Here is a 21,035-nt window from a genome sequence, read left to right as displayed (position 1 = left end):
CGCAGGAAAAGCGCAGGTAAATGAGAGATGAAGAGGGAGTGCGGAAACTTTAAGCTGGATCACATATTGCCCCTCACCCCGAACCTCTCCCCTGTAGAGAGAGGTTCGGGGTGAGGGGGTTCTTACTCTACAAGCATCTTCACCACAACCTTACGCACCTTCGCCGGCGCGCCCACCGCGCACAGCGGCTTATGCACCTCACCCGGCCAGAACACCACAAAATCCCCTTCGCTCAGCACCACGGTTTTCTCCTGCTCGCCTTCCGGCAGGAACGCAATGTCTTTATCCGCCAGCCAGTCGGTGTCCGGCGTGCCGGGCGGCAGGGTGCTGAACGTCATCCCTTCCTGGCCCTTCAGCACGATCTGGATATCCAGATAGCGCGCGTGGTACTCGGCGCGACGTTCGGCGAACGGCTGGGTCATGTCTTCAGAGACAAGATAAAACAGGCGGCTGCCGTTGACGTCGTGCTTGCCGAGCGGCGTCGCGTCGGTGACGTGGGCTTTAACATGCTCAATCGCCTGGCGCAGATCGTCAGGCAGCCAGGACTGCAGATGGTGGATGTTGCCGATCATCATGAGAAAACCCTCGATATAAAACAACGTTTCATTTTTACCTTTTATACGAGAATCCTGTCTGCCATACCAGCCTTTTTTTGGACGAGGTTTGCGCGAGCGCATGTTTATCGGGAATGGTGTTAATTTGCTGTTAAGCCCTCGCAGGCATTTATGCAGTCATTATGCATATCTTCAGTTCTTCGTTATCACGGCCTTGCGCTAACTTACTGATCGTCATGCCTTAACAACAAAACTCGCTACAGCTTCACATTTTATCACTTTGATAATTTGCTATTAAATTCAATAAATATTTATTGATTTTCCTTAAGCCAAAAATAGTTAATTAGCAATATTGCATAGGCATTCCCCGCCGCCATTAAAAACAATTAAAATCAATAGCTTAACAAAATACTTCAAAGCATGAAATTCTACAAAACACTAACAACTGCAAATAATGACAACGGATAGTGCTTAGCTATTCACCTCGCCAGAATAGCCAATTAATCATTATCTGATGCGAATCATGCAAATGAAAACAAACCCCTTAATATCCATTTTCGCGTGAGCAACATCACAATACAGATTATTTAACTGCCTAGTATGAATCACGAAATCAATTGAGCTTAGCCGCCATGAAATTAAATACGTTACATGGCGCATGCCCTTTTTATTCTGAAAAACAGTTAAAGGAATAATTATGGAAAAGCATTACGTCGGTTCTGAAATTGGTCAATTGCGTAGCGTTATGCTGCACCGCCCAAATTTAAGTCTGAAACGCTTAACGCCATCGAATTGCCAGGAGCTGCTTTTCGATGACGTGCTCTCGGTTGAGCGGGCGGGTGAGGAGCATGACATCTTCGCAAACACGCTGCGCGAGCAGGGTGTGGAAGTCCTGCTGTTGACCGACCTTCTGACACAAACCCTTGATATTGCAGAGGCGAAGGCCTGGCTGCTGGAGACGCAAATCTCCGACTATCGTCTCGGGCCCACCTTTGCCGGCGACGTTCGCGGCTGGCTGGCGGATATGCCGCACCGCGAACTGGCGCGCAGGCTGAGCGGCGGATTAACCTACGGCGAAATTCCGGCAGCCATTAAAAATATGGTGGTTGATACCCACACGGCGAATGATTTTATTATGAAGCCGCTGCCGAACCATTTATTTACCCGCGATACCTCCTGCTGGATCTATAACGGCGTCTCTATTAACCCGATGGCCAAACCGGCCCGTCAGCGCGAAACCAATAACCTGAGGGCAATATATCGCTGGCACCCGGCGTTCGCCGACGGCAATTTTATTAAGTATTTCGGCGACGAAAATATTAATTACGACCACGCCACCCTGGAAGGCGGCGACGTATTAGTCATTGGCCGCGGCGCGGTCCTGATCGGCATGTCCGAACGTACGACGCCGCAGGGCGTGGAGTTCCTCGCCAACAGCCTGTTCAAACATCGCCAGGCCGAGCGCGTGATCGCCGTTGAGCTGCCAAAACACCGCTCCTGCATGCACCTCGACACCGTCATGACCCACATCGACGTAGACACCTTCTCCGTCTACCCGGAAGTGGTGCGCAAGGACGTCCAGTGCTGGACGCTCACCCCGGACGGCCGCGGCGGCCTGCTGCGCACCCAGGAAACCGACCTCCTGCACGCCATCGAGAAAGCGCTCGGCATTAACCAGGTGCGTCTGATCACCACCGGCGGCGACGCCTTTGAGGCCGAACGCGAGCAGTGGAACGACGCCAATAACGTCCTGACCATCCGCCCCGGCGTGGTGATCGGCTACGAGCGCAACGTATGGACCAACGAGAAGTACGACAAAGCGGGTATCACCGTGCTGCCCATTCCGGGCGACGAACTCGGACGCGGCCGCGGCGGCGCGCGCTGCATGAGCTGCCCGCTGGAACGCGACGGAATTTAAAGGAGCCATCATGGAACGAAAACCCACTCTGGTTGTGGCCCTCGGCGGCAACGCGCTGCTCAAGCGCGGCGAGCCGCTGGAAGCGGAGATCCAGCGCCAGAACATCGAGCAGGCCGCCCGCACCATCGCCGGGCTGACGGCGCAGTGGCGCGTGGTGCTGGTACACGGCAACGGGCCGCAGGTCGGACTGCTGGCGCTGCAGAACAGCGCCTACGACAAAGTGACGCCCTACCCGCTGGACGTTCTCGGCGCCGAAAGCCAGGGAATGATCGGCTACATGCTCCAGCAGGCGCTGAAAAACAGCCTGCCGCAGCGGGAGGTGAGCGTTCTGCTCACCCAGGTAGAAGTGGACGCCGCCGACCCGGCCTTCAGCAACCCGACCAAATACATCGGCCCGGTGTACAGCGAAGCCCAGGCAAAAACGCTGGCCGCGGAGAAAGGCTGGGTGTTTAAGGCCGACGGCAGCTACGTCCGCCGCGTGGTGCCCTCTCCGCAGCCGAAGCGCATCGTCGAGAGCGACGCCATCACGGCGCTGATCCAGCGTGACCACCTGGTGATCTGCAACGGCGGCGGCGGCGTGCCGGTGGTGGAACACGCCAACGGCTATCGCGGCATTGAGGCAGTGATCGACAAAGACCTCTCCGCCGCCCTGCTGGCGCGCCAGATCGAGGCCGACGCCCTGCTGATCCTGACCGATGCCGACGCGGTGTACCTCGACTGGGGCAAGCCGACCCAGCGTCCGCTGGCGCAGGTGACGCCGGAACTGCTCAGGGGCATGCAGTTCGACGCCGGATCGATGGGGCCGAAAGTGGCCGCCTGCCGCGAGTTCGTTGAAGCCTGTAACGGCATTGCCGGGATCGGCGCGCTGGCCGACGGCGCGGAGATCCTCGCGGGCGAGAAAGGCACGTTGATTCGTAACTGAACACTCATTTTAAAAAGGATTTACCCATGACCATCAACCTGAAAAACCGCAACTTCCTGAAACTGCTGGACTATACCCCGGCGGAGATCCAGTACCTGATTGACCTCGCCATCGAGCTCAAGGCCGCCAAAAAAGCCGGGCGCGAGAAGCAAACCCTGGTCGGGAAAAACATCGCCCTGATCTTTGAAAAAACCTCCACCCGCACCCGCTGCGCCTTCGAAGTGGGCGCGTTCGACCAGGGCGCGCAGGTCACCTATCTCGGCCCAAGCGGCTCGCAGATTGGCCATAAAGAGTCGATGAAAGACACCGCCCGCGTGCTGGGCCGCATGTACGACGGCATCGAATACCGCGGCTACGGCCAGGCCATCGTCGAAGAGCTGGGCGAGTACGCGGGCGTGCCTGTGTGGAACGGCCTGACCGACGAGTTCCACCCGACCCAAATTCTCGCCGATCTGATGACCATGCTGGAGCACGCGCCGGGCAAAACCCTGCCTGAGCTTAGCTTTGCCTATCTCGGCGACGCGCGCAACAACATGGGCAATTCCCTGATGGTAGGCGCGGCCAAGATGGGGATGGATATCCGCCTCGTCGCGCCGAAATCCTTCTGGCCGGAAGCGGGGCTGGTTGAACAGTGCCGCGCCATCGCGAAAGAGACGGGCGCGCGCATCACCCTCACCGACGACGTGAAAGAAGGCGTGCAGGGGACCGATTTCCTCTACACCGACGTGTGGGTCTCCATGGGTGAGCCGAAGGAAGCCTGGGCCGAGCGCGTCAGTCTGATGAAGCCATATCAAATTAACGCCCAGGTGATGAAGGCCACCGGCAACCCGAACGTCAAATTCATGCACTGCCTGCCGGCGTTCCACAACGAACACACCAAAGTGGGCCGCGAGATCGAGATGGCGTACGGCCTGAAGGGGCTGGAAGTGACGGAAGAGGTCTTCGAATCGCCGAATTCCATCGTCTTTGACGAAGCAGAGAACCGCATGCACACCATCAAAGCGGTCATGGTGGCGACACTCGGCGACTAATCACCGCCCGGCGCGCCGCGGGTGCGCCGGGTTTAAGGAGAACATCATGGGCAAGTTCAAGTTTCCCTCCGCTTACACCATTCTCTTTTTCCTGATTGCCGTTGTGGCGGCGCTGAGCTGGGTCGTCCCCGCCGGTCAGTACCAGATGGCGATGAACGAAACCCTCGGTAAAGAAGTCCCGATTGCCGGCACCTACGCGCACGTGGCGGCGCATCCGCAGGGGCTGGTTTCCGTCCTGATGGCGCCAATCGCCGGGCTGTACGATCCGGTCTCCGGCCAGGCCGGGGCGATCGACGTGGCGCTGTTTATTCTGATCATCGGGGGATTTCTCGGGATCGTCACCAAAACCGGGGCGATTGACGCCGGGATCGAGCGTGTGACCACCCGGCTGCGCGGACGCGAGGAGTGGATGATCCCGATCCTGATGGCGCTGTTCGCCGCGGGCGGCACGATTTACGGCATGGCCGAAGAGTCACTGCCTTTCTATACCTTACTGGTGCCGGTGATGCTGGCCGCGCGGTTCGATCCGGTTGTCGCCGCTTCTACCGTGCTGCTCGGGGCGGGGATCGGCACGCTGGGTTCCACCATCAACCCGTTTGCCACGGTCATCGCCGCCAACGCCGCCGGGATCCCCTTTACCAACGGCATCGCCCTGCGCGTGGCGCTGCTGGTCATCGGCTGGATCATCTGCGTGGCGTGGGTGATGCGCTATGCCCGCAAAGTCCGCCAGGATCCGTCGCTGTCGATCGTCGCGGATAAACAGGAAGAGAACCGCGCCCATTTCCTTGGCAACAAGGGCGAACAGTCGCTGGAATTCACCCCGGTGCGCAAAATCATCCTGGTGATTTTTGCCCTCGCCTTCGCGGTGATGATTTACGGCGTGGCGGTACTGGGCTGGTGGATGGCGGAGATCTCCGCGGTGTTTCTCGCCAGCGCGATTATCGTCGGCCTGATTGCCCGCATGAGCGAAGAGGAACTGACGTCGACGTTTATCAACGGCGCGCGAGATTTGCTGGGCGTCGCGCTGATTATCGGCATCGCGCGCGGTATCGTAGTCATCATGGATAAGGGCATGATTACCCACACCATTTTGCACAGCGCGGAAGGGCTGGTCAGCGGGTTGTCCACGGTAGCGTTTATCAACGTGATGTACTGGCTGGAGGTCGTGCTGTCGTTTCTTGTGCCATCTTCATCCGGCCTGGCCGTTCTGACGATGCCGATCATGGCGCCGCTTGCCGATTTCGCTAACGTCAACCGCGACCTGGTGGTGACGGCTTACCAGTCGGCCTCCGGCATCGTTAACCTCGTCACGCCCACTTCTGCCGTCGTGATGGGCGGGCTGGCTATCGCCCGGGTGCCTTACGTGCGCTATCTGAAATGGGTGGCGCCGCTGCTGGCGATCCTGACGGTGGTGATTATGGTGGCGTTAAGTCTGGGGGCGTTGTTGTAATTTGCCGGATGGCGCTGCGCTTATCCGGCCTACGGATCGGTGCGGTGCCACCGGTTATTTCGGGAACTGATATGGGAACTATGATGGATTACGAAGAGTACTCTCCCAAAGAGCAACTACAGCTGACGGTCTGCCAGCGCCTGATCGCAGAAAAGAGTTACCTCTCTCAGGAGGAGATCCGCCGGGATTTACAGGAGCGTGGTTTTGAGACCATCAGCCAGTCCACCGTTTCACGTCTGCTTAAATTGCTCGGTGTCATAAAAATTCGAAATGCCAAAGGGCTAAAGATTTATTCGTTGAATCCCCAGCTGCGCCCTGCCCCCGACGCCGCGCGTACCGTGTCCGAAATGGTGGTCAGCGTCGAGCATAATAGCGAGTTTATCCTTGTTCATACCGTCGCCGGATATGGCCGCGCGGTGGCGCGTATTCTAGATTATCACCAGCTTCCGGAAATATTAGGCGTGGTGGCCGGCAGCAGTATTGTCTGGGTCGCCCCCCGGGTGGTGAAGCGTACCGCGCTGGTGCATAAGCAAATTAATTATTTACTCAGAACGCATTAATATTCACAAAGAACCGTTTGCATTGAGTAAAGCGTGCATTAAATCGCTTGATCCGAAAAGCGAGCTGCGTATAATGCCCGACAATTTGCCGGGAGGAAGCATGGTCAAGCGTGTACGACATAACGTCTTACCGCGTCTGAAATCAGACGCTGGCCTGCCGTTTTTCTTCCCGTTGCTAAACCTATTCCCAGAGCCCCTCATTTGAGGGGCTTTTTTTTGCCCGGCGTCAGGAGATAAACATGAATCCGCTTTATCAAAAACACATCATTTCCATAAACGACCTCAGCCGCGAAGAGCTGGAACTGGTTCTGGAAACCGCGGCAAAACTGAAGGCCAATCCGCAACCGGAGCTGCTGAAGCACAAGGTGATTGCGAGCTGCTTCTTTGAAGCCTCAACCCGCACCCGCCTCTCCTTTGAGACCTCCATGCACCGCCTGGGCGCGAGCGTGGTGGGCTTCTCGGACAGCAGCAACACGTCGCTGGGTAAAAAAGGCGAGACCCTGGCGGATACCATTTCAGTGATTAGCACCTACGTCGACGCAATTGTGATGCGTCATCCACAGGAGGGCGCGGCGCGCCTCGCGACCGAGTTCTCCGGCGGCATTCCGGTGCTGAACGCCGGTGACGGTGCCAACCAGCACCCAACGCAGACGCTGCTGGACCTGTTCACCATTCAGGAGACGCAGGGCAAACTTGAGAACCTGAACATCGCCATGGTTGGCGACCTGAAATACGGCCGCACCGTCCACTCCCTGACCCAGGCGCTGGCGAAATTTAACGGCAACCGCTTCTACTTCATCGCCCCGGACGCGCTGGCGATGCCGCAGTACATTCTCGACATGCTGGACGAGAAAGGCATTGCGTGGAGCCTGCATGCCAGCATCGAAGAGGTGATGAGCCACGTGGATATTCTCTACATGACCCGCGTGCAGAAAGAGCGTCTGGACCCGTCCGAATACGCCAACGTGAAGGCGCAGTTCGTGCTGCGCGCCAGCGACCTCGAGGGCGCGCGCGACAACATGAAGGTCCTGCATCCGCTGCCGCGCATCGATGAGATCACCACAGACGTGGATAAAACGCCGCACGCCTGGTACTTCCAGCAGGCAGGAAACGGCATCTTCGCCCGCCAGGCGTTACTGGCACTGGTTCTGAATCGCGAATTAGCTCTGTAAGGGGAGACGACCATGACACACGATAACAAACTCCAGGTTGAAGCCATCAAGCGTGGCACCGTGATTGACCACATCCCTGCGCAGGTAGGCTTTAAGCTGCTGACGCTGTTCAAACTGACCGAAACCGACCAGCGCATCACCATCGGCCTGAACCTGCCGTCGGGCGAGATGGGCCGCAAAGACCTGATTAAAATCGAGAATACCTTCCTGACCGACGAGCAGGTTAACCAACTGTCGCTTTACGCGCCGGACGCCACCGTCAACCGCATCGACGAGTATGAAGTGGTCGGTAAATCCCGCCCGAGCCTGCCGGATCGCATTGAAAGCGTGCTGGTCTGCCCGAACAGCAACTGCATCAGTCACGCTGAGCCGGTTTCCTCCAGCTTTGCAGTGAAAAAACGCGCCGATGACATCGCGCTCAAATGCAAATACTGCGAAAAAGAGTTTTCTCATTATGTGGTGCTGGCCAACTAATTGAGGTTGGTAATGAAATCCCGGCTGTTATAATGGCCGGGAACATTCTTAACGCTGTAATTCTGGAGAAAACATGAGCAAAGTACTCGCGACGGAAAATGCACCAGCGGCTATCGGCCCTTACGTTCAGGGCGTTGATCTGGGTAGCATGATCATCACTTCCGGGCAGATCCCGGTGAACCCAAAAACCGGCGCGGTGCCGGAAGACGTCGCGGCGCAGGCGCGTCAGTCGCTGGAAAACGTGCAGGCTATCGTTGAATCTGCCGGTCTGAAAGTGGGTGATATCGTGAAAACTACCGTTTTCGTGAAAGATCTGAACGATTTCGCGACCGTTAACGCCACCTACGAAGCGTTCTTCACCGAGCACAACGCCACCTTCCCGGCGCGCTCCTGCGTGGAAGTGGCCCGTCTGCCAAAAGACGTGAAAATTGAAATCGAAGCGATCGCCGTACGTCGCTAATTCGCTTTGGCGATAAAAAAGGCAGCCCAGGCTGCCTTTTTTGTTGCTTGCTACTGATTCCGCGTCGCCCTGAGCAGCGTCTCCAGCGGATAGACCGCCGCAATCACCACCTCGTCCTGAACCTTCGCCGCGTTATCCAGCTCGCTCTGAATCGACGCGATCTCTTTATCATCCAGCGTCCCCTGGCGCGCCACCAGGTCGGTGAGCCGCAGGCCAATCGACGCCAGCTTATCCACCTCCTGGATCACCGGCTTCATCGCCTTCAGCTGATAGCTGTTTTCGCTTAACGCCAGCGCGTCGCTGGTGTTGCTCTGCCAGCGGTTAAACACGTGGCGCAGGGCGTCGGCGCTTTCCGTGTCCTCCGCATCGCTCACCAGACGGTCCGCCCATTTGTGCATCTGGCGCACGGTGGCGCTTTCGGCGTTCAGCGCATCGGCGAAGCGGTTGAGCGGCTCGAACTGATGGTAGTTTCCGGCCTGGAACTTCAGGTGCTGGCGGGTGTAATACTGCGCGGGCTCTACCGCCTGAGCGAGGATCTGCAGCGGCAGGGTGTCGGCATTACCGGCGAGGCGCGTGAACTGCACCTGCTGCTGGGTATGCTGCTGCAGCCCGACCGACACCGTCGACCAGCTGTCCATCGCCTGCAGGCGGGTGTACATGTTATCGACGTCGTTAACATCCTGCGCGGACCACAGCCGCTCCGCCACCGCGAAGGTGCGCGGCCACAGGCGGATATCCAGCACTGGCGCCACCACGTTTTCCGCCCACAGCGCCGCTTCGCCGCCGAGCAGGTTGGCCTGGTTCGCCACGTCCGGCACGACGGGCGGAACGCCTTTCGGCACGTCGTCCAGACGCGTGCCGCTGATTGGGTAGCGCGTATTCCCGACAAGGAAATAACCGGCGAGTTTGTCGTTATCGACGGTGACGACCGGGCGCGTTTCGCCCATCCACGTATCGACGGTAAACGTGACCTGGCTGTCATCGCGCCATTCAATGTTCTGCACCGCACGGCGCGATTTCCCGGCAAAATCAATAAACCCGCGCCAGCCGGCATCCCCTTTCACCAGGGTGAAGCTCCCCTCCACCGGCTTGCCCTTCAGGCGCGGCATGGAGAAGGCCCAGCTCTGGGCGCTGTCGGTATCCGCTATCACATCCACGCCGTTCAGCCCCTGCGGGACAATTTCGTTGCGGTAGTGATAGGCGGTGGACTGGGGCTGGTCGAGATAGAAACCGGTGGAGAGAATGCCCTTGTAGCCGTTCTGCGCCACCTGCCCCAGCGCGTCCTGGCCCTGCCAGGACTGGATCAGAATACTTTTCGGCAGGTCAGGATGGTAGATCTCATCCCAGCCGACCATCTGGCGGTGATGCTTCTCGAGGATCGTTTCCAGCCTGCGGTTAAAATAGGCCTGCAGCGCGTGGCTGTCCGCCAGCCTGTTGTCGCGCATAAACTGCTGGATGGCCGGGTTCGCTTTCCACTGGCTATCGTCCACCTCATCACCGCCGATGTGCAGATACGGATCGGGGAAGATCGCCGCCAGTTCGCTGACCATCGCGTCGGCAAAAGCGTAAGTTGCGTCTTTTGTGGGATCCAGCACCGGCTTCAGCACGCCCCAGTGGCGCTCCATGGCGTACGGCCCCGGGGCGCTCATCAGCTCCGGGTAGGCCACGGCAATCGCCGAGGCGTGACCCGGCATATCGATCTCCGGCACCACGCGGATACCGCGTTCGGCGGCGTAACGCACCACCTCGCGCATCTGATCTGGGGTGTAGAACAGCCCGTCGCTGGCAAGCTGCGTCAGCTTAGGGTAGCGCTTCGAGCTGAAGCGCCAGCCCTGGTCGTCGGTTAAGTGCCAGTGCAGCACGTTGAGCTTCGCCGCAGCCATGCCGTCGATCTGGCGTTTGATATCCGGCAGCGGGATAAAGTGACGTGCCGAATCGAGCAGCAGCCCGCGCCACGGGAAGCGCGGCGAATCTTCAATGGTAACCCACGGGATCGAGGTGTTTTCCGCCCCGTTCTGCATCAGCTGGAGCAGGGTTTCCATGGCGCGCAGCGCGCCGAAGCGGGTGTTGGCGGAGATATTCACCCCGTTGGCGTCCACCGTGAGCTTATAGGTATCATCGCTGTCCGGCAGCGGCTGCGGCTTGACCTTTTTGGCAATCGCGATGCGGATAGTTGGTTTGTCCGGCTTTTCAGCCTGAGCCTGCAGCGTCCAGCCGGTTTGCAGGGCGATGCGCTGGCGCAGGCGGCTGACGGCGTCACCGAGATCGTCCCCGCTGACGCTAATGGATACGTTGTTGCTGAGCACCAGCGTGCCCTGAGTCGTCGGGCGTTCGACCTTCGCAGGCCAGGGCATTAAGGGGAGATCCCCTGCCGGGGCGGCAAAGGCAGAGGCGCCGAGCATCAGCCCGGCGGTTAAGAGACTGTACCGTAACATGAATGTTCCTTATCTGACGGGTCAAATAAAGGCAAAACATTCTGTTAACATGCGCTCAATTTGTCGTCAAGCGAATGCGCCGACGGAGATCACAGGTTGTTGAATTTGGGAGGAAAGCCAGTCCCCTCTCCCCAAAGGGGCGAGGGGGAAAGGCGGCACCGAGCGGTCCCCTCTCCCTTCCAGGGAGAGGGTTAGGGTGAGGGTAAAAAATTACTGCCACCCATACCGACGCGCATAGAACCCTTTCACCATCTGGGTCAGCACCATATAACCGGCGAGGATCGCCACCAGCCACGGGAAGTAGCTCAGCGGCAGCGCCTGCAGCTGCAGGTAGCTCGCCAGCGGTGAGAACGGCAGCGCGATGCCGAGCGCCATCACAATCCCCGTCATCACAATCAGCGGCCACGCGGCACGGCTCTGGATGAACGGAATGCGGCGGGTGCGGATCATATGCACAATTAGCGTCTGCGACAGCAGCCCGACCACGAACCAGCCGGACTGGAACAGCGTCTGATGTTCCGGGGTGTTGGCATGGAACACAAACCACATCAGGCAGAAGGTCAGGATGTCGAAGATGGAGCTGATCGGGCCAAAGAACAGCATGAAGCGCCCGAGATCTGCCGGGTTCCAGTGCTGCGGCTTCTGGATCTGCTCGTCGTCCACGTTATCAAACGGAATCGCCACCTGAGAAACGTCGTACATCAGGTTCTGGATCAGCAGGTGCAGCGGCAGCATCGGCAGGAACGGCAGAAACGCGCTCGCCACCAGCACGCTGAAGACGTTACCAAAGTTGGAGCTGGCGGTCATCTTGATGTACTTGAGCATATTGGCAAAGGTACGGCGCCCTTCAATGACACCCTCCTCCAGCACCATCAGGCTTTTTTCCAGCAGAATGATATCCGCCGCTTCGCGGGCGATATCCACCGCCCCGTCGACGGAAATACCGATATCCGCCGCACGCAGCGCGGGCGCGTCGTTAATGCCGTCGCCCATAAAGCCCACCACGTGCCCTTCGCGCTTGAGCAGGGTGACGATGCGCTCTTTGTGCATCGGCGTCAGGCGGGCAAACAGCGTGGTACGCTGGGCAAGCTTCGCCAGCTCGTCATCAGAGAGATGTTCAATATCGCTCCCCACCACCACGTCGCCCGCGTCCAGCCCCACTTCATGGCACACTTTAGCCGCCACCAGCTCGCTGTCGCCGGTGAGAATTTTGACGGTAATACCGCTCGCCTTCAGCGCCTTCAGCGCCGGTGCGGTGGTCTCTTTCGGCGGGTCGAGGAAGGCGATGTAACCCTCGAGGATCAGATCGGATTCGTCAATACGCTGGTAATCACCCTCGCGCGCGGGCAGGAACTTGCTCGCCACCGCCACGACGCGCAGCCCCTGACGGTTCAGGTTGTCGGTGACGCGCTTGATGCGGCGCAGCATGGTGTCGTCCAGCGGCACGATGTCACCGTTATAGCGAACCTGCGTCGACACGTTGAGGATCTCCTGCAGCGCCCCTTTGCAGATCAGCTGATGCACATCCGTCTGCTCGCTCACCACCACCGACATGCGGCGGCGCTCGAAGTCGAACGGGATCTCATCCACCTTCTGCCAGCGGCCGGAGAGCGTGCGGGCGGACTCTTCATCCACCCCTTCCAGCACCGCGACGTCGAGCAGGTTTTTCAGCCCGGTCTGGTAATGGCTGTTCAGCCACGCGCTGTGCAGCACGCGCTCGCTGGTTTTACCGGAGATATCGGTGTGGTTCTCCAGCACGATTTTGTCCTGCGTCAGGGTGCCGGTTTTATCGGTGCAGAGAATGTCCATCGCGCCAAAGTTTTGAATGGCGTCGAGGTGTTTGACGATCACCTTTTGTTTAGAGAGCTTCACCGCACCGCGCGCCAGCGTGGAGGTGACGATCATCGGCAGCATTTCCGGCGTTAAGCCGACCGCCACGGAGAGCGCAAACAGCGCCGCTTCCCACCAGTCGCCTTTGGTGTAGCCGTTGATCAGCAGCACGATCGGCGTCATCACCATCATAAAGCGGATCAGCAGCATGCTGACGCGGCCAATTCCTTTCTGGAAGGCATTTGGCTCGCTCTCCTGCTCGCTGACGCGTCCGGCAAGCTGACCAAACCAGGTGTTGCCCCCGGTGGCGGTGACAATCGCCTGCGCGGTGCCGCTGACGACCGTGGTGCCCATAAAGCACAGGGTGTCGCACTCGAGCGGGTTCATCTGCTGCGGGTCGCGGCTGCGCGCCACCTTTTCAACGGGCAGGGATTCCCCGGTCAGGGAGGCCTGCGCGACGAAGAGATCGCGCGCCTGGATGATGCGTAAATCCGCCGGGATCATGTCCCCCGCGGCCAGCTTCACCAGATCGCCCGGCACCAGCTGGTCGATAGGCAGTTCCACCCAGGCGTTTTCGCCGAGATCGTTAATCACGCGCGAGACGGTCGCGGTGTTGCTGACCATCGCCTTCAGGGCGTCAGCCGCTTTGGTAGAGCGGGCTTCCTGAATAAAGTTCAGCAGCGTGGAGATACCGACCATAAGGGCAATGACGCCTGCGGCAAACAGATCTTCCGTCGCGTAGGAGATGAGGCCGAGCACGGTCAGCAGCAGGTTGAACGGGTTGCGGTAGCAGAGCCACAGGTGCACCCACCACGGAGACGGCTTTTGCGCCGGAATGAGGTTATCGCCATGCACGGCGCGGATTTTTTCCACTTCTGCCGCGTTCAGCCCTTCCGGGTGTCCGCCAAAGGCGCGCCAGACTTCGTTTTCATCCATCGCCGCCACGTTCAGGCAGCGTTCGGTCAGGGACGCGGGGATCGCCGCCCCCGCCATGTTTTTGGCATTAGGCAGCGGGTCGCGCTGAACAAGACGGTGTGGCAGGTGGCGGCTCAGCAGGGCCTGCAGCTGCCGGGTGATATTTTTAAACATAGTCATTCCTCCGCATCCGCGAATGCGGACGCAGCAATTCCTTCAGGCGTGGCAAAGCCGTACCTGAGAGGCACTCAATTTTTCAAGCAGGAACGTTTGGGACGTTGCTGCCTCACATCACCGGTGAGACAGCAAAAGCTGGCTTACCGGAAAGAACGCATTCTCCCGTTCAGGAGAGGTGTGGGATCGGGATCCATGAAGCCTCCGGTAAGTAAAAAACAGGGTGTCGCCGCGCAGTCCAGGGATTTAGGCATACCCTTTATGACGATTCGGGCGGTATTATACCCCCCTGCAAATAAACCGAACGTAAACCAGACTTTGCCCATAGCGAAATCGCGCTATAGCATTAGGCTCAATTCACTACATCGTCGTTGTTACAGGGAATACAGCATGCAGAACCGTCTTACGATTAAAGACATCGCGCGTTTAAGCGGCGTGGGGAAATCGACCGTCTCACGCGTGCTGAACAACGAAAGCGGCGTCAGCGAACGCACCCGCGAGCGCGTCGAGGCGGTTATGAATCAGCACGGCTTTTCCCCTTCCCGCTCCGCGCGCGCCATGCGCGGGCAAAGCGATAAAGTGGTTGCCATCATTGTCTCGCGTCTGGACTCTTTGTCTGAAAACCTCGCCGTGCAGACGATGCTGCCCGCCTTCTACGAGCAGGGATATGATCCGATCATGATGGAGAGCCAGTTCTCGCCACAGCTGGTGGAAGAGCATCTGGGCATGCTCCAGCGGCGCAACATTGACGGCGTGGTGCTGTTCGGCTTTACCGGCATCAAAGACGAGATGCTAAAACCCTGGCAGCCGTCGCTGGTGCTGCTGGCGCGCGATGCCCACGGGTTTGCCTCCGTCTGCTATGACGACGAGGGCGCGATTATCACCCTGATGCAGCGCCTGTTTGACGAAGGCCATCGCCACATCAGCTTCCTCGGCGTCCCGCACGCGGACGTCACCACCGGCAAGCGTCGTCATGAGGCCTACCTGGCCTTTTGCAAAAAGCACAATCTTTCCGCCGTGGCCTCCCTGCCGGGTCTGGGCATGAAGCAGGGCTACGAGCAGGTCGCCAGCGTACTGACGCCGCAGACCACCGCGCTGGTGTGCGCCACGGATACCCTTGCACTGGGTGCCAGCAAATATCTGCAGGAGCAGCGTATCGATAACCTGCAGGTGGCGAGCGTCGGCAGCACGCCGCTGATGAAGTTCCTGCACCCGGAGATCATCACCGTCGACCCGGGCTACGCCGAATCCGGCAGACAGGCCGCCGCGCAGCTGATCGAGCAGATAAACGGGCGCGCTGAGCCGCGTCAGATCGTCATTCCCGCTCACCTTTCGTAATCGCCATAAAACAGATTATTGTGATCTTCGCCCGATTTCGGGAACGTTCCCATTTTCGCCGTCACGCTGAAGGAGTAGGCTTGCGCTCAGGTCATTCCCCCCCTCACCATCTGTCATGAGGTTTCATGATGAGTAAAGTCAAACAAGCAGATATCGATCGGCTGATCGTCCTGGTCGGCGGCCGCGAAAACATCGCCACCGTCAGCCATTGCATTACCCGCCTGCGCTTCGTGCTGAACGATCCGGCCAAAGCCAACCCGAAGGCCATTGAAGAACTCTCCATGGTTAAAGGCTGCTTCACCAACGCCGGTCAGTTCCAGGTCGTTATTGGTACCGAAGTGGGCGATTACTATCAGGCTCTGCTGGCGACAACCGGGCACTCCTCCGCCGATAAAGAGCAGGCGAAGAAGGCCGCGCGCCAGAATATGAAGTGGCACGAGCAGCTGATTTCCCACTTCGCGGAGATTTTCTTCCCGCTGCTGCCCGCGCTGATCAGTGGGGGCTTGATCTTAGGATTCCGTAACGTCATCGGCGATGTGCCGATGAGCGACGGTAAAACCCTGGCGCAGATGTATCCGGCGCTGAAAACCGTTTACGATTTCCTGTGGCTGATTGGCGAGGCGATCTTCTTCTATCTGCCGGTCGGGATTTGCTGGTCCGCGGTGCGTAAAATGGGCGGTACGCCGATTCTCGGAATCGTGCTGGGCGTCACGCTGGTCTCTCCACAGTTAATGAACGCTTACTTACTTGGTCAGCAGGTGCCTGAGGTGTGGAACTTCGGCCTGTTTACCATCGCCAAAGTGGGCTATCAGGCGCAGGTCATTCCGGCCCTGCTGGCGGGGCTGGCGCTGGGCTTTATTGAAACCCGACTGAAGCGCATCGTGCCGGATTACCTCTATCTGGTGGTGGTGCCGGTGTGCTCGCTGATTCTGGCGGTGTTCCTGGCGCATGCCTTTATCGGTCCGTTTGGCCGCATGATTGGCGACGGCGTGGCCTTCGCGGTGCGTCACCTGATGACCGGCAGCTTCGCCCCGATTGGCGCCGCGCTGTTTGGCTTCCTGTACGCCCCGCTGGTGATCACCGGCGTGCACCAGACCACGCTGGCCATTGATATGCAGATGATCCAGAGCCTCGGCGGCACGCCGGTCTGGCCGATTATCGCCCTGTCTAACATTGCTCAGGCGTCAGCGGTGACCGGCATCATTATCGTCAGCCGCAAGCACAACGAACGCGAGATCTCCGTTCCGGCGGCCATCTCCGCCTACCTCGGCGTCACCGAACCGGCGATGTACGGTATCAACCTGAAATACCGCTTCCCGATGCTCTGCGCGATGATCGGTTCCGGTCTGGCTGGCCTGGTGTGCGGACTGAACGGCGTAATGGCAAACGGGATTGGCGTCGGCGGCCTGCCGGGCATCCTCTCCATCCAGCCCGCTTACTGGCAGGTGTTCGCCCTGGCAATGGCCATCGCCATTATCGTCCCAATGGCGCTGACCACCGTGGTTTACCAGCGTAAGTTCCGTCAGGGCTCGCTGCAGATTGTTTAACTCTCTCTTTCGGGGCGCAGTTGCGCCCCTTCGCATTTGCAGGAACACACTATGAATACCCTTCCTCACTGGTGGCAAAACGGCGTTATCTACCAGATTTACCCCAAGAGTTTCCAGGATACCACCGGCAGCGGCACCGGCGATCTGCGCGGTGTGACGCAGCGTCTGGACTACCTGAAAACCCTCGGCATCGACGCCATCTGGCTGACGCCGTTTTATATCTCCCCGCAGGTGGACAACGGCTACGACGTGGCAAACTACACCGCCATCGACCCGGCCTACGGCACGCTGGATGATTTCGACGAGCTGGTCGCTGAGGCGCACGCGCGCGGCATTCGCATCGTGCTGGACATGGTGTTTAACCACACCTCCACGCAGCACGCCTGGTTCCGCGAGTCGCTGAACAAAGCGAGCCCGTACCGCCAGTTCTACATCTGGCGAGACGGCACGCCGGAGCAGTTGCCCAATAACTGGCGCTCCAAGTTTGGCGGCAACGCCTGGCGCTGGCACGCGGAGAGCGAGCAGTATTACCTGCACCTTTTCGCGCCGGAGCAGGCCGATCTCAACTGGGAAAACCCGGCGGTGCGCGCCGAGCTGAAAAAGGTGTGCGAGTTCTGGGCCGACCGCGGCGTCGACGGCTTGCGCCTCGACGTCATTAACCTGATTTCGAAAGATCAGGATTTCCCGAATGACGAGACGGGCGACGGTCGCCGCTTCTACACAGACGGGCCGCGCATCCACGAATATCTGCAGGAAATGAGCCGCGACGTCTTCACCCCGCGCAACCTGATGACGGTGGGCGAGATGTCCTCAACCTCGCTGGAAAACTGCCAGCAGTACGCGTCGCTCGACGGGCGCGAGCTGTCGATGACCTTTAACTTCCACCACCTGAAGGTGGACTACCCCGGCGGCGAAAAGTGGACGAAGGCGAAGCCGGACTTCGTGGCGCTCAAAACCCTCTTCCGCCACTGGCAGCAGGGGATGCACAACAAAGCCTGGAACGCGCTGTTCTGGTGTAACCACGATCAGCCGCGCATTGTGTCGCGCTTTGGCGACGAAGGGGAATACCGGGTTCACGCCGCGAAGATGCTCGGCATGGTACTGCACGGCATGCAGGGCACGCCGTATATTTATCAGGGTGAGGAGCTGGGGATGACCAACCCGCACTTCAGCCGCATCACCGATTACCGCGACGTGGAAAGCCTGAACATGTTCGCGGAACTGCGCGCCAGCGGCCGCGATCCGGATGAATTACTGGCGATTCTGGCGAGTAAGTCCCGGGATAATGGCCGCACGCCAATGCAGTGGGACGCGTCGCACAACGCGGGCTTTAGCGAGGGCGAACCGTGGATTGGCGTCTGCGATAATTACGAAACCGTGAACGCCCGCTCGGCGCTCGACGACCCGGATTCGGTGTTCTACACCTACCAGTCGCTGATCGGCCTGCGTAAAACCCTGCCGGTGCTGACGTGGGGAGATTATGAAGATCTCCTGCCGGAGCATCCTTCTCTGTGGTGCTATCGCCGCCAGTGGCAGGGACAGACCTTGATTGTTGCGGCAAACCTGAGTAATACGCCTCAGGAATGGCAGACAGACCTTCTCAGCGGTAAGTTGCAGGTGCTGATGAGTAACTACCCGACACCGCAAACGACGTCGCTGCGTCCGTTTGAAGCCGTCTGGTGGTTGCAGCAGTAGCATTCCCTGCCGGGTGCGGCTCAGCACCCGGCTTACTTAACTGTTTTTGTTGAGTAATTAATCAGATTTTTCTCTCGCGCCTTTACAATCGCTGAAGCGCCCGTCGTTTGTACTCTCGTTTTTTTACTTTGTTCTGCATCAAATAAATCGCAAACATGTTTGATGCAAATCACTATATGTAGCACTTAAAATGCACGCCAACCCAACATCTTGTATTTATCGTCTACTATTCCAACAACAAGACGGCGCTTACGCTGGCCGGAATTGTGGATAACACGAGCTGGGAACGCGGGAAGTCTTTGGCCTGGCGGGGAATACGCCCGGAGAAGACTTCTCCACCTCTGTGGATAACCTGTTTTCAAAAAATGGAGTGATCATGACACCGCATGTGATGAAACGTGATGGCTGTAAAGTGCCGTTTAAATCAGAGCGCATCCAGGAAGCCATTCTGCGTGCAGCTAAAGCAGCGGGAGTCGATGACGCAGATTACTGCGCCACCGTCGCAGAAGTCGTTAGCAGCCAGATGAACGAACGCAGCCAGGTCGATATCAACGAGATCCAGACCGCGGTTGAGAACCAGCTCATGGCAGGGCCCTACAAGCAGCTGGCGCGCGCCTACATTGAGTACCGCCACGATCGTGACGTGCAGCGTGAGAAGCGCGGGCGTCTGAACCAGGAGATCCGTGGTCTGGTAGAGCAGACCAACTCTGCCCTGCTCAATGAAAACGCCAACAAAGACAGTAAAGTGATCCCGACCCAGCGCGACCTGCTGGCCGGCATCGTCGCCAAACACTATGCCCGTCAGCATCTGCTGCCGCGCGACGTAGTCTCGGCGCACGAGCGCGGCGAAATTCACTACCACGATCTCGACTATTCGCCGTTCTTCCCGATGTTCAACTGCATGCTGATCGACCTGAAAGGCATGTTGACCCACGGTTTTAAAATGGGTAACGCAGAGATTGAACCGCCTAAGTCGATCTCCACGGCCACCGCGGTCACGGCGCAGATCATCGCCCAGGTCGCCAGCCATATTTATGGCGGCACCACCATTAACCGCATTGATGAAGTGCTGGCCCCGTTCGTGACGGCAAGCTTCTTCAAGCACCGTAAAACGGCCGAAGAGTGGCAGATCCCGGACGCTGACGGCTACGCGCACTCCCGTACCGAGAAAGAGTGCTACGATGCCTTCCAGTCGCTGGAATATGAGGTGAACACGCTGCACACCGCCAACGGCCAGACGCCGTTTGTGACCTTCGGCTTTGGCCTGGGCACCAGCTGGGAATCACGCCTGATCCAGCAGTCGATCCTTCGCAACCGTATTTCCGGCCTCGGCAAGAACCGCAAAACGGCGGTGTTCCCGAAACTGGTGTTCGCCATCCGCGACGGCCTGAACCACAAGTTTGGCGATCCGAACTACGACATCAAACAGCTGGCGCTGGAGTGCGCGAGCAAGCGCATGTATCCGGACATCCTGAACTACGACCAGGTTGTGAAAGTTACCGGTTCGTTTAAAACGCCAATGGGCTGCCGCAGCTTCCTCGGCGTGTACGAGGATGAAAACGGCGAGCAGATCCACGACGGGCGCAACAACCTGGGCGTCATCAGCCTCAACCTGCCGCGCATCGCGCTGGAGGCGAAAGGTAATGAAGCTGAGTTCTGGAAACTGCTGGATGAACGTCTGCAGCTGGCGCGCAAAGCGCTGATGACCCGTATCGCCCGTCTGGAAGGGGTGAAAGCCCGCGTCGCGCCGATCCTCTATATGGAAGGGGCCTGCGGCGTGCGCCTGAAGGCGGACGATGACGTATCCGAGATCTTCAAAAACGGTCGCGCGTCCATTTCGCTGGGCTACATCGGCATTCACGAAACCATCAACGCGCTGTTTGGCGACACGCACATGTACGACAGCGAAGCCCTGCGCGAAAAAGGGATCGCCATCGTTCAGCGCCTGCGCGACGCGGTAGACCAGTGGAAAGAGGAAACCGGCTACGGGTTTAGCCTCTACAGCACGCCGAGCGAGAACCTGTGCGACCGCTTCTGCCGTCTGGACACCGCCGAGTTCGGCATTGTGGAGGGCGTGACCGACAAAGGGTACTACACCAACAGCTTCCACCTCGACGTCGAGAAGAAGGTCAACCCGTACGACAAGATCGACTTCGAAGCGGCCTATCCGCCGATCGCCAGCGGCGGCTTCATCTGCTACGGCGAGTACCCGAACATTCAGCACAACCTGAAGGCGCTGGAGGACGTGTGGGATTACAGCTACCAGCACGTGCCGTATTACGGGACCAACACGCCTATCGACGAGTGCTACGAATGCGGCTTTACCGGTGAGTTTGAATGTACGAGCAAAGGCTTTACCTGCCCGAAATGCGGCAACCACGATGCTGCCCGCGTATCCGTGACACGTCGCGTGTGCGGCTATCTCGGTAGCCCGGATGCGCGTCCGTTTAACGCCGGCAAGCAGGAAGAGGTGAAGCGTCGCGTCAAGCATTTGGGGAATGGGCAGATCGGTTAATCCTCAGCCACGTTAATGCCCGGTGGCGCTGCGATTACCGGGCCT

General features: G+C 58.8%; 16 protein-coding genes and 1 pseudogene. 13 read left to right on the top strand and 4 right to left on the bottom strand.

The annotated features are described in order from the left end of the window. Positions 1-122: 122 nt before the first annotated feature. Positions 123-575: a YhcH/YjgK/YiaL family protein gene (locus PUP35_RS02385; protein ID WP_274241860.1), complete on the bottom strand. Its 453-nt coding sequence runs from the start codon at positions 573-575 to the stop codon at positions 123-125. A 676-nt stretch (positions 576-1,251) separates the two neighbouring features. On the opposite strand from PUP35_RS02385, the gene arcA reads away from it, so the two are divergent. The 5 genes from arcA to PUP35_RS02360 all read left to right on the top strand — a co-directional run bounded on the left by arcA (position 1,252) and on the right by PUP35_RS02360 (position 6,435). Further along, on the top strand, positions 1,252-2,472 hold the full coding sequence (gene arcA / locus PUP35_RS02380; protein ID WP_274241859.1) for an arginine deiminase: 1,221 nt from the start codon (positions 1,252-1,254) through the stop codon (positions 2,470-2,472). Positions 2,473-2,482: 10 nt separating this feature from the next. After that, positions 2,483-3,394 carry a carbamate kinase gene (arcC, locus tag PUP35_RS02375; RefSeq protein WP_032661347.1) on the top strand — a complete coding sequence of 304 codons (912 nt, stop codon included), beginning with the start codon at positions 2,483-2,485 and terminating at the stop codon, positions 3,392-3,394. 26 nt (positions 3,395-3,420) lie between these two features. Further along, on the top strand, positions 3,421-4,425 hold the full coding sequence (gene argF / locus PUP35_RS02370) for an ornithine carbamoyltransferase (protein ID WP_127729406.1): 1,005 nt from the start codon (positions 3,421-3,423) through the stop codon (positions 4,423-4,425). Positions 4,426-4,471: 46 nt separating this feature from the next. Then, entirely contained in the window at positions 4,472-5,875 is a 1,404-nt protein-coding gene (locus tag PUP35_RS02365) for a YfcC family protein (RefSeq protein WP_127729404.1), read from the top strand. A gap of 80 nt (positions 5,876-5,955) precedes the next feature. Then, entirely contained in the window at positions 5,956-6,435 is a 480-nt protein-coding gene (locus tag PUP35_RS02360) for an arginine repressor (protein ID WP_029739272.1), read from the top strand. Positions 6,436-6,438: 3 nt separating this feature from the next. Here the strand turns inward: PUP35_RS02360 and PUP35_RS02355 are convergent. Beyond that, positions 6,439-6,556: pseudogene (locus PUP35_RS02355) on the bottom strand (hypothetical protein). Between PUP35_RS02355 and PUP35_RS02350 the strand changes: the two are divergent. The 4 genes from PUP35_RS02350 (at position 6,536) to ridA (ending at position 8,541) form a co-directional block, all read left to right on the top strand. Further along, positions 6,536-6,640, top strand: a complete 105-nt coding sequence (locus PUP35_RS02350; protein WP_022646880.1) for a pyrBI operon leader peptide — start codon at positions 6,536-6,538, stop codon at positions 6,638-6,640. The pseudogene PUP35_RS02355 and the gene PUP35_RS02350 sit on opposite strands and share 21 nt — an antisense overlap. Before the next feature lie 34 nt (positions 6,641-6,674). Then, positions 6,675-7,607, top strand: a complete 933-nt coding sequence (pyrB, locus tag PUP35_RS02345; RefSeq protein WP_032651472.1) for an aspartate carbamoyltransferase — start codon at positions 6,675-6,677, stop codon at positions 7,605-7,607. Between the two features lie 12 nt (positions 7,608-7,619). After that, on the top strand, positions 7,620-8,081 hold the full coding sequence (gene pyrI, locus PUP35_RS02340) for an aspartate carbamoyltransferase regulatory subunit (protein WP_023310197.1): 462 nt from the start codon (positions 7,620-7,622) through the stop codon (positions 8,079-8,081). A gap of 73 nt (positions 8,082-8,154) precedes the next feature. After that, positions 8,155-8,541, top strand: coding sequence for a 2-iminobutanoate/2-iminopropanoate deaminase (gene ridA / locus PUP35_RS02335; protein WP_008501391.1), 387 nt, complete (start codon positions 8,155-8,157; stop codon positions 8,539-8,541). A gap of 50 nt (positions 8,542-8,591) precedes the next feature. On the opposite strand, the gene PUP35_RS02330 is transcribed toward ridA, so the two are convergent. Then, positions 8,592-10,976, bottom strand: a complete 2,385-nt coding sequence (locus tag PUP35_RS02330) for a beta-N-acetylhexosaminidase (RefSeq protein ID WP_274241858.1) — start codon at positions 10,974-10,976, stop codon at positions 8,592-8,594. A gap of 210 nt (positions 10,977-11,186) precedes the next feature. Next, positions 11,187-13,895 carry a magnesium-translocating P-type ATPase gene (mgtA, locus tag PUP35_RS02325; RefSeq protein WP_045335516.1) on the bottom strand — a complete coding sequence of 903 codons (2,709 nt, stop codon included), beginning with the start codon at positions 13,893-13,895 and terminating at the stop codon, positions 11,187-11,189. Positions 13,896-14,285: 390 nt separating this feature from the next. On the opposite strand from mgtA, the gene treR reads away from it, so the two are divergent. From treR to nrdD, 4 genes are all read left to right on the top strand, one after another. Further along, positions 14,286-15,233 (top strand): trehalose operon repressor TreR, encoded by a 948-nt coding sequence (gene treR, locus PUP35_RS02320; RefSeq protein WP_032651468.1) that lies wholly within the window; start codon positions 14,286-14,288, stop codon positions 15,231-15,233. A gap of 128 nt (positions 15,234-15,361) precedes the next feature. Next, the gene (treB, locus tag PUP35_RS02315) at positions 15,362-16,780 is read left to right on the top strand and encodes a PTS trehalose transporter subunit IIBC (RefSeq protein ID WP_029739268.1); all 1,419 of its coding nucleotides are present in this window, start codon (positions 15,362-15,364) and stop codon (positions 16,778-16,780) included. Between the two features lie 51 nt (positions 16,781-16,831). Further along, positions 16,832-18,475, top strand: a complete 1,644-nt coding sequence (gene treC / locus PUP35_RS02310) for an alpha,alpha-phosphotrehalase (RefSeq protein WP_274241857.1) — start codon at positions 16,832-16,834, stop codon at positions 18,473-18,475. 376 nt (positions 18,476-18,851) lie between these two features. Beyond that, entirely contained in the window at positions 18,852-20,990 is a 2,139-nt protein-coding gene (gene nrdD / locus PUP35_RS02305; protein WP_274241856.1) for an anaerobic ribonucleoside-triphosphate reductase, read from the top strand. Positions 20,991-21,035: the final 45 nt, after the last annotated feature.

Source organism: Enterobacter sp. S-33 (genome assembly GCF_028735835.1).
Taxonomy (GTDB): Bacteria; Pseudomonadota; Gammaproteobacteria; order Enterobacterales; family Enterobacteriaceae; genus Enterobacter; species Enterobacter vonholyi.
This window is presented reverse-complemented; position numbering and strand designations above follow the sequence as displayed.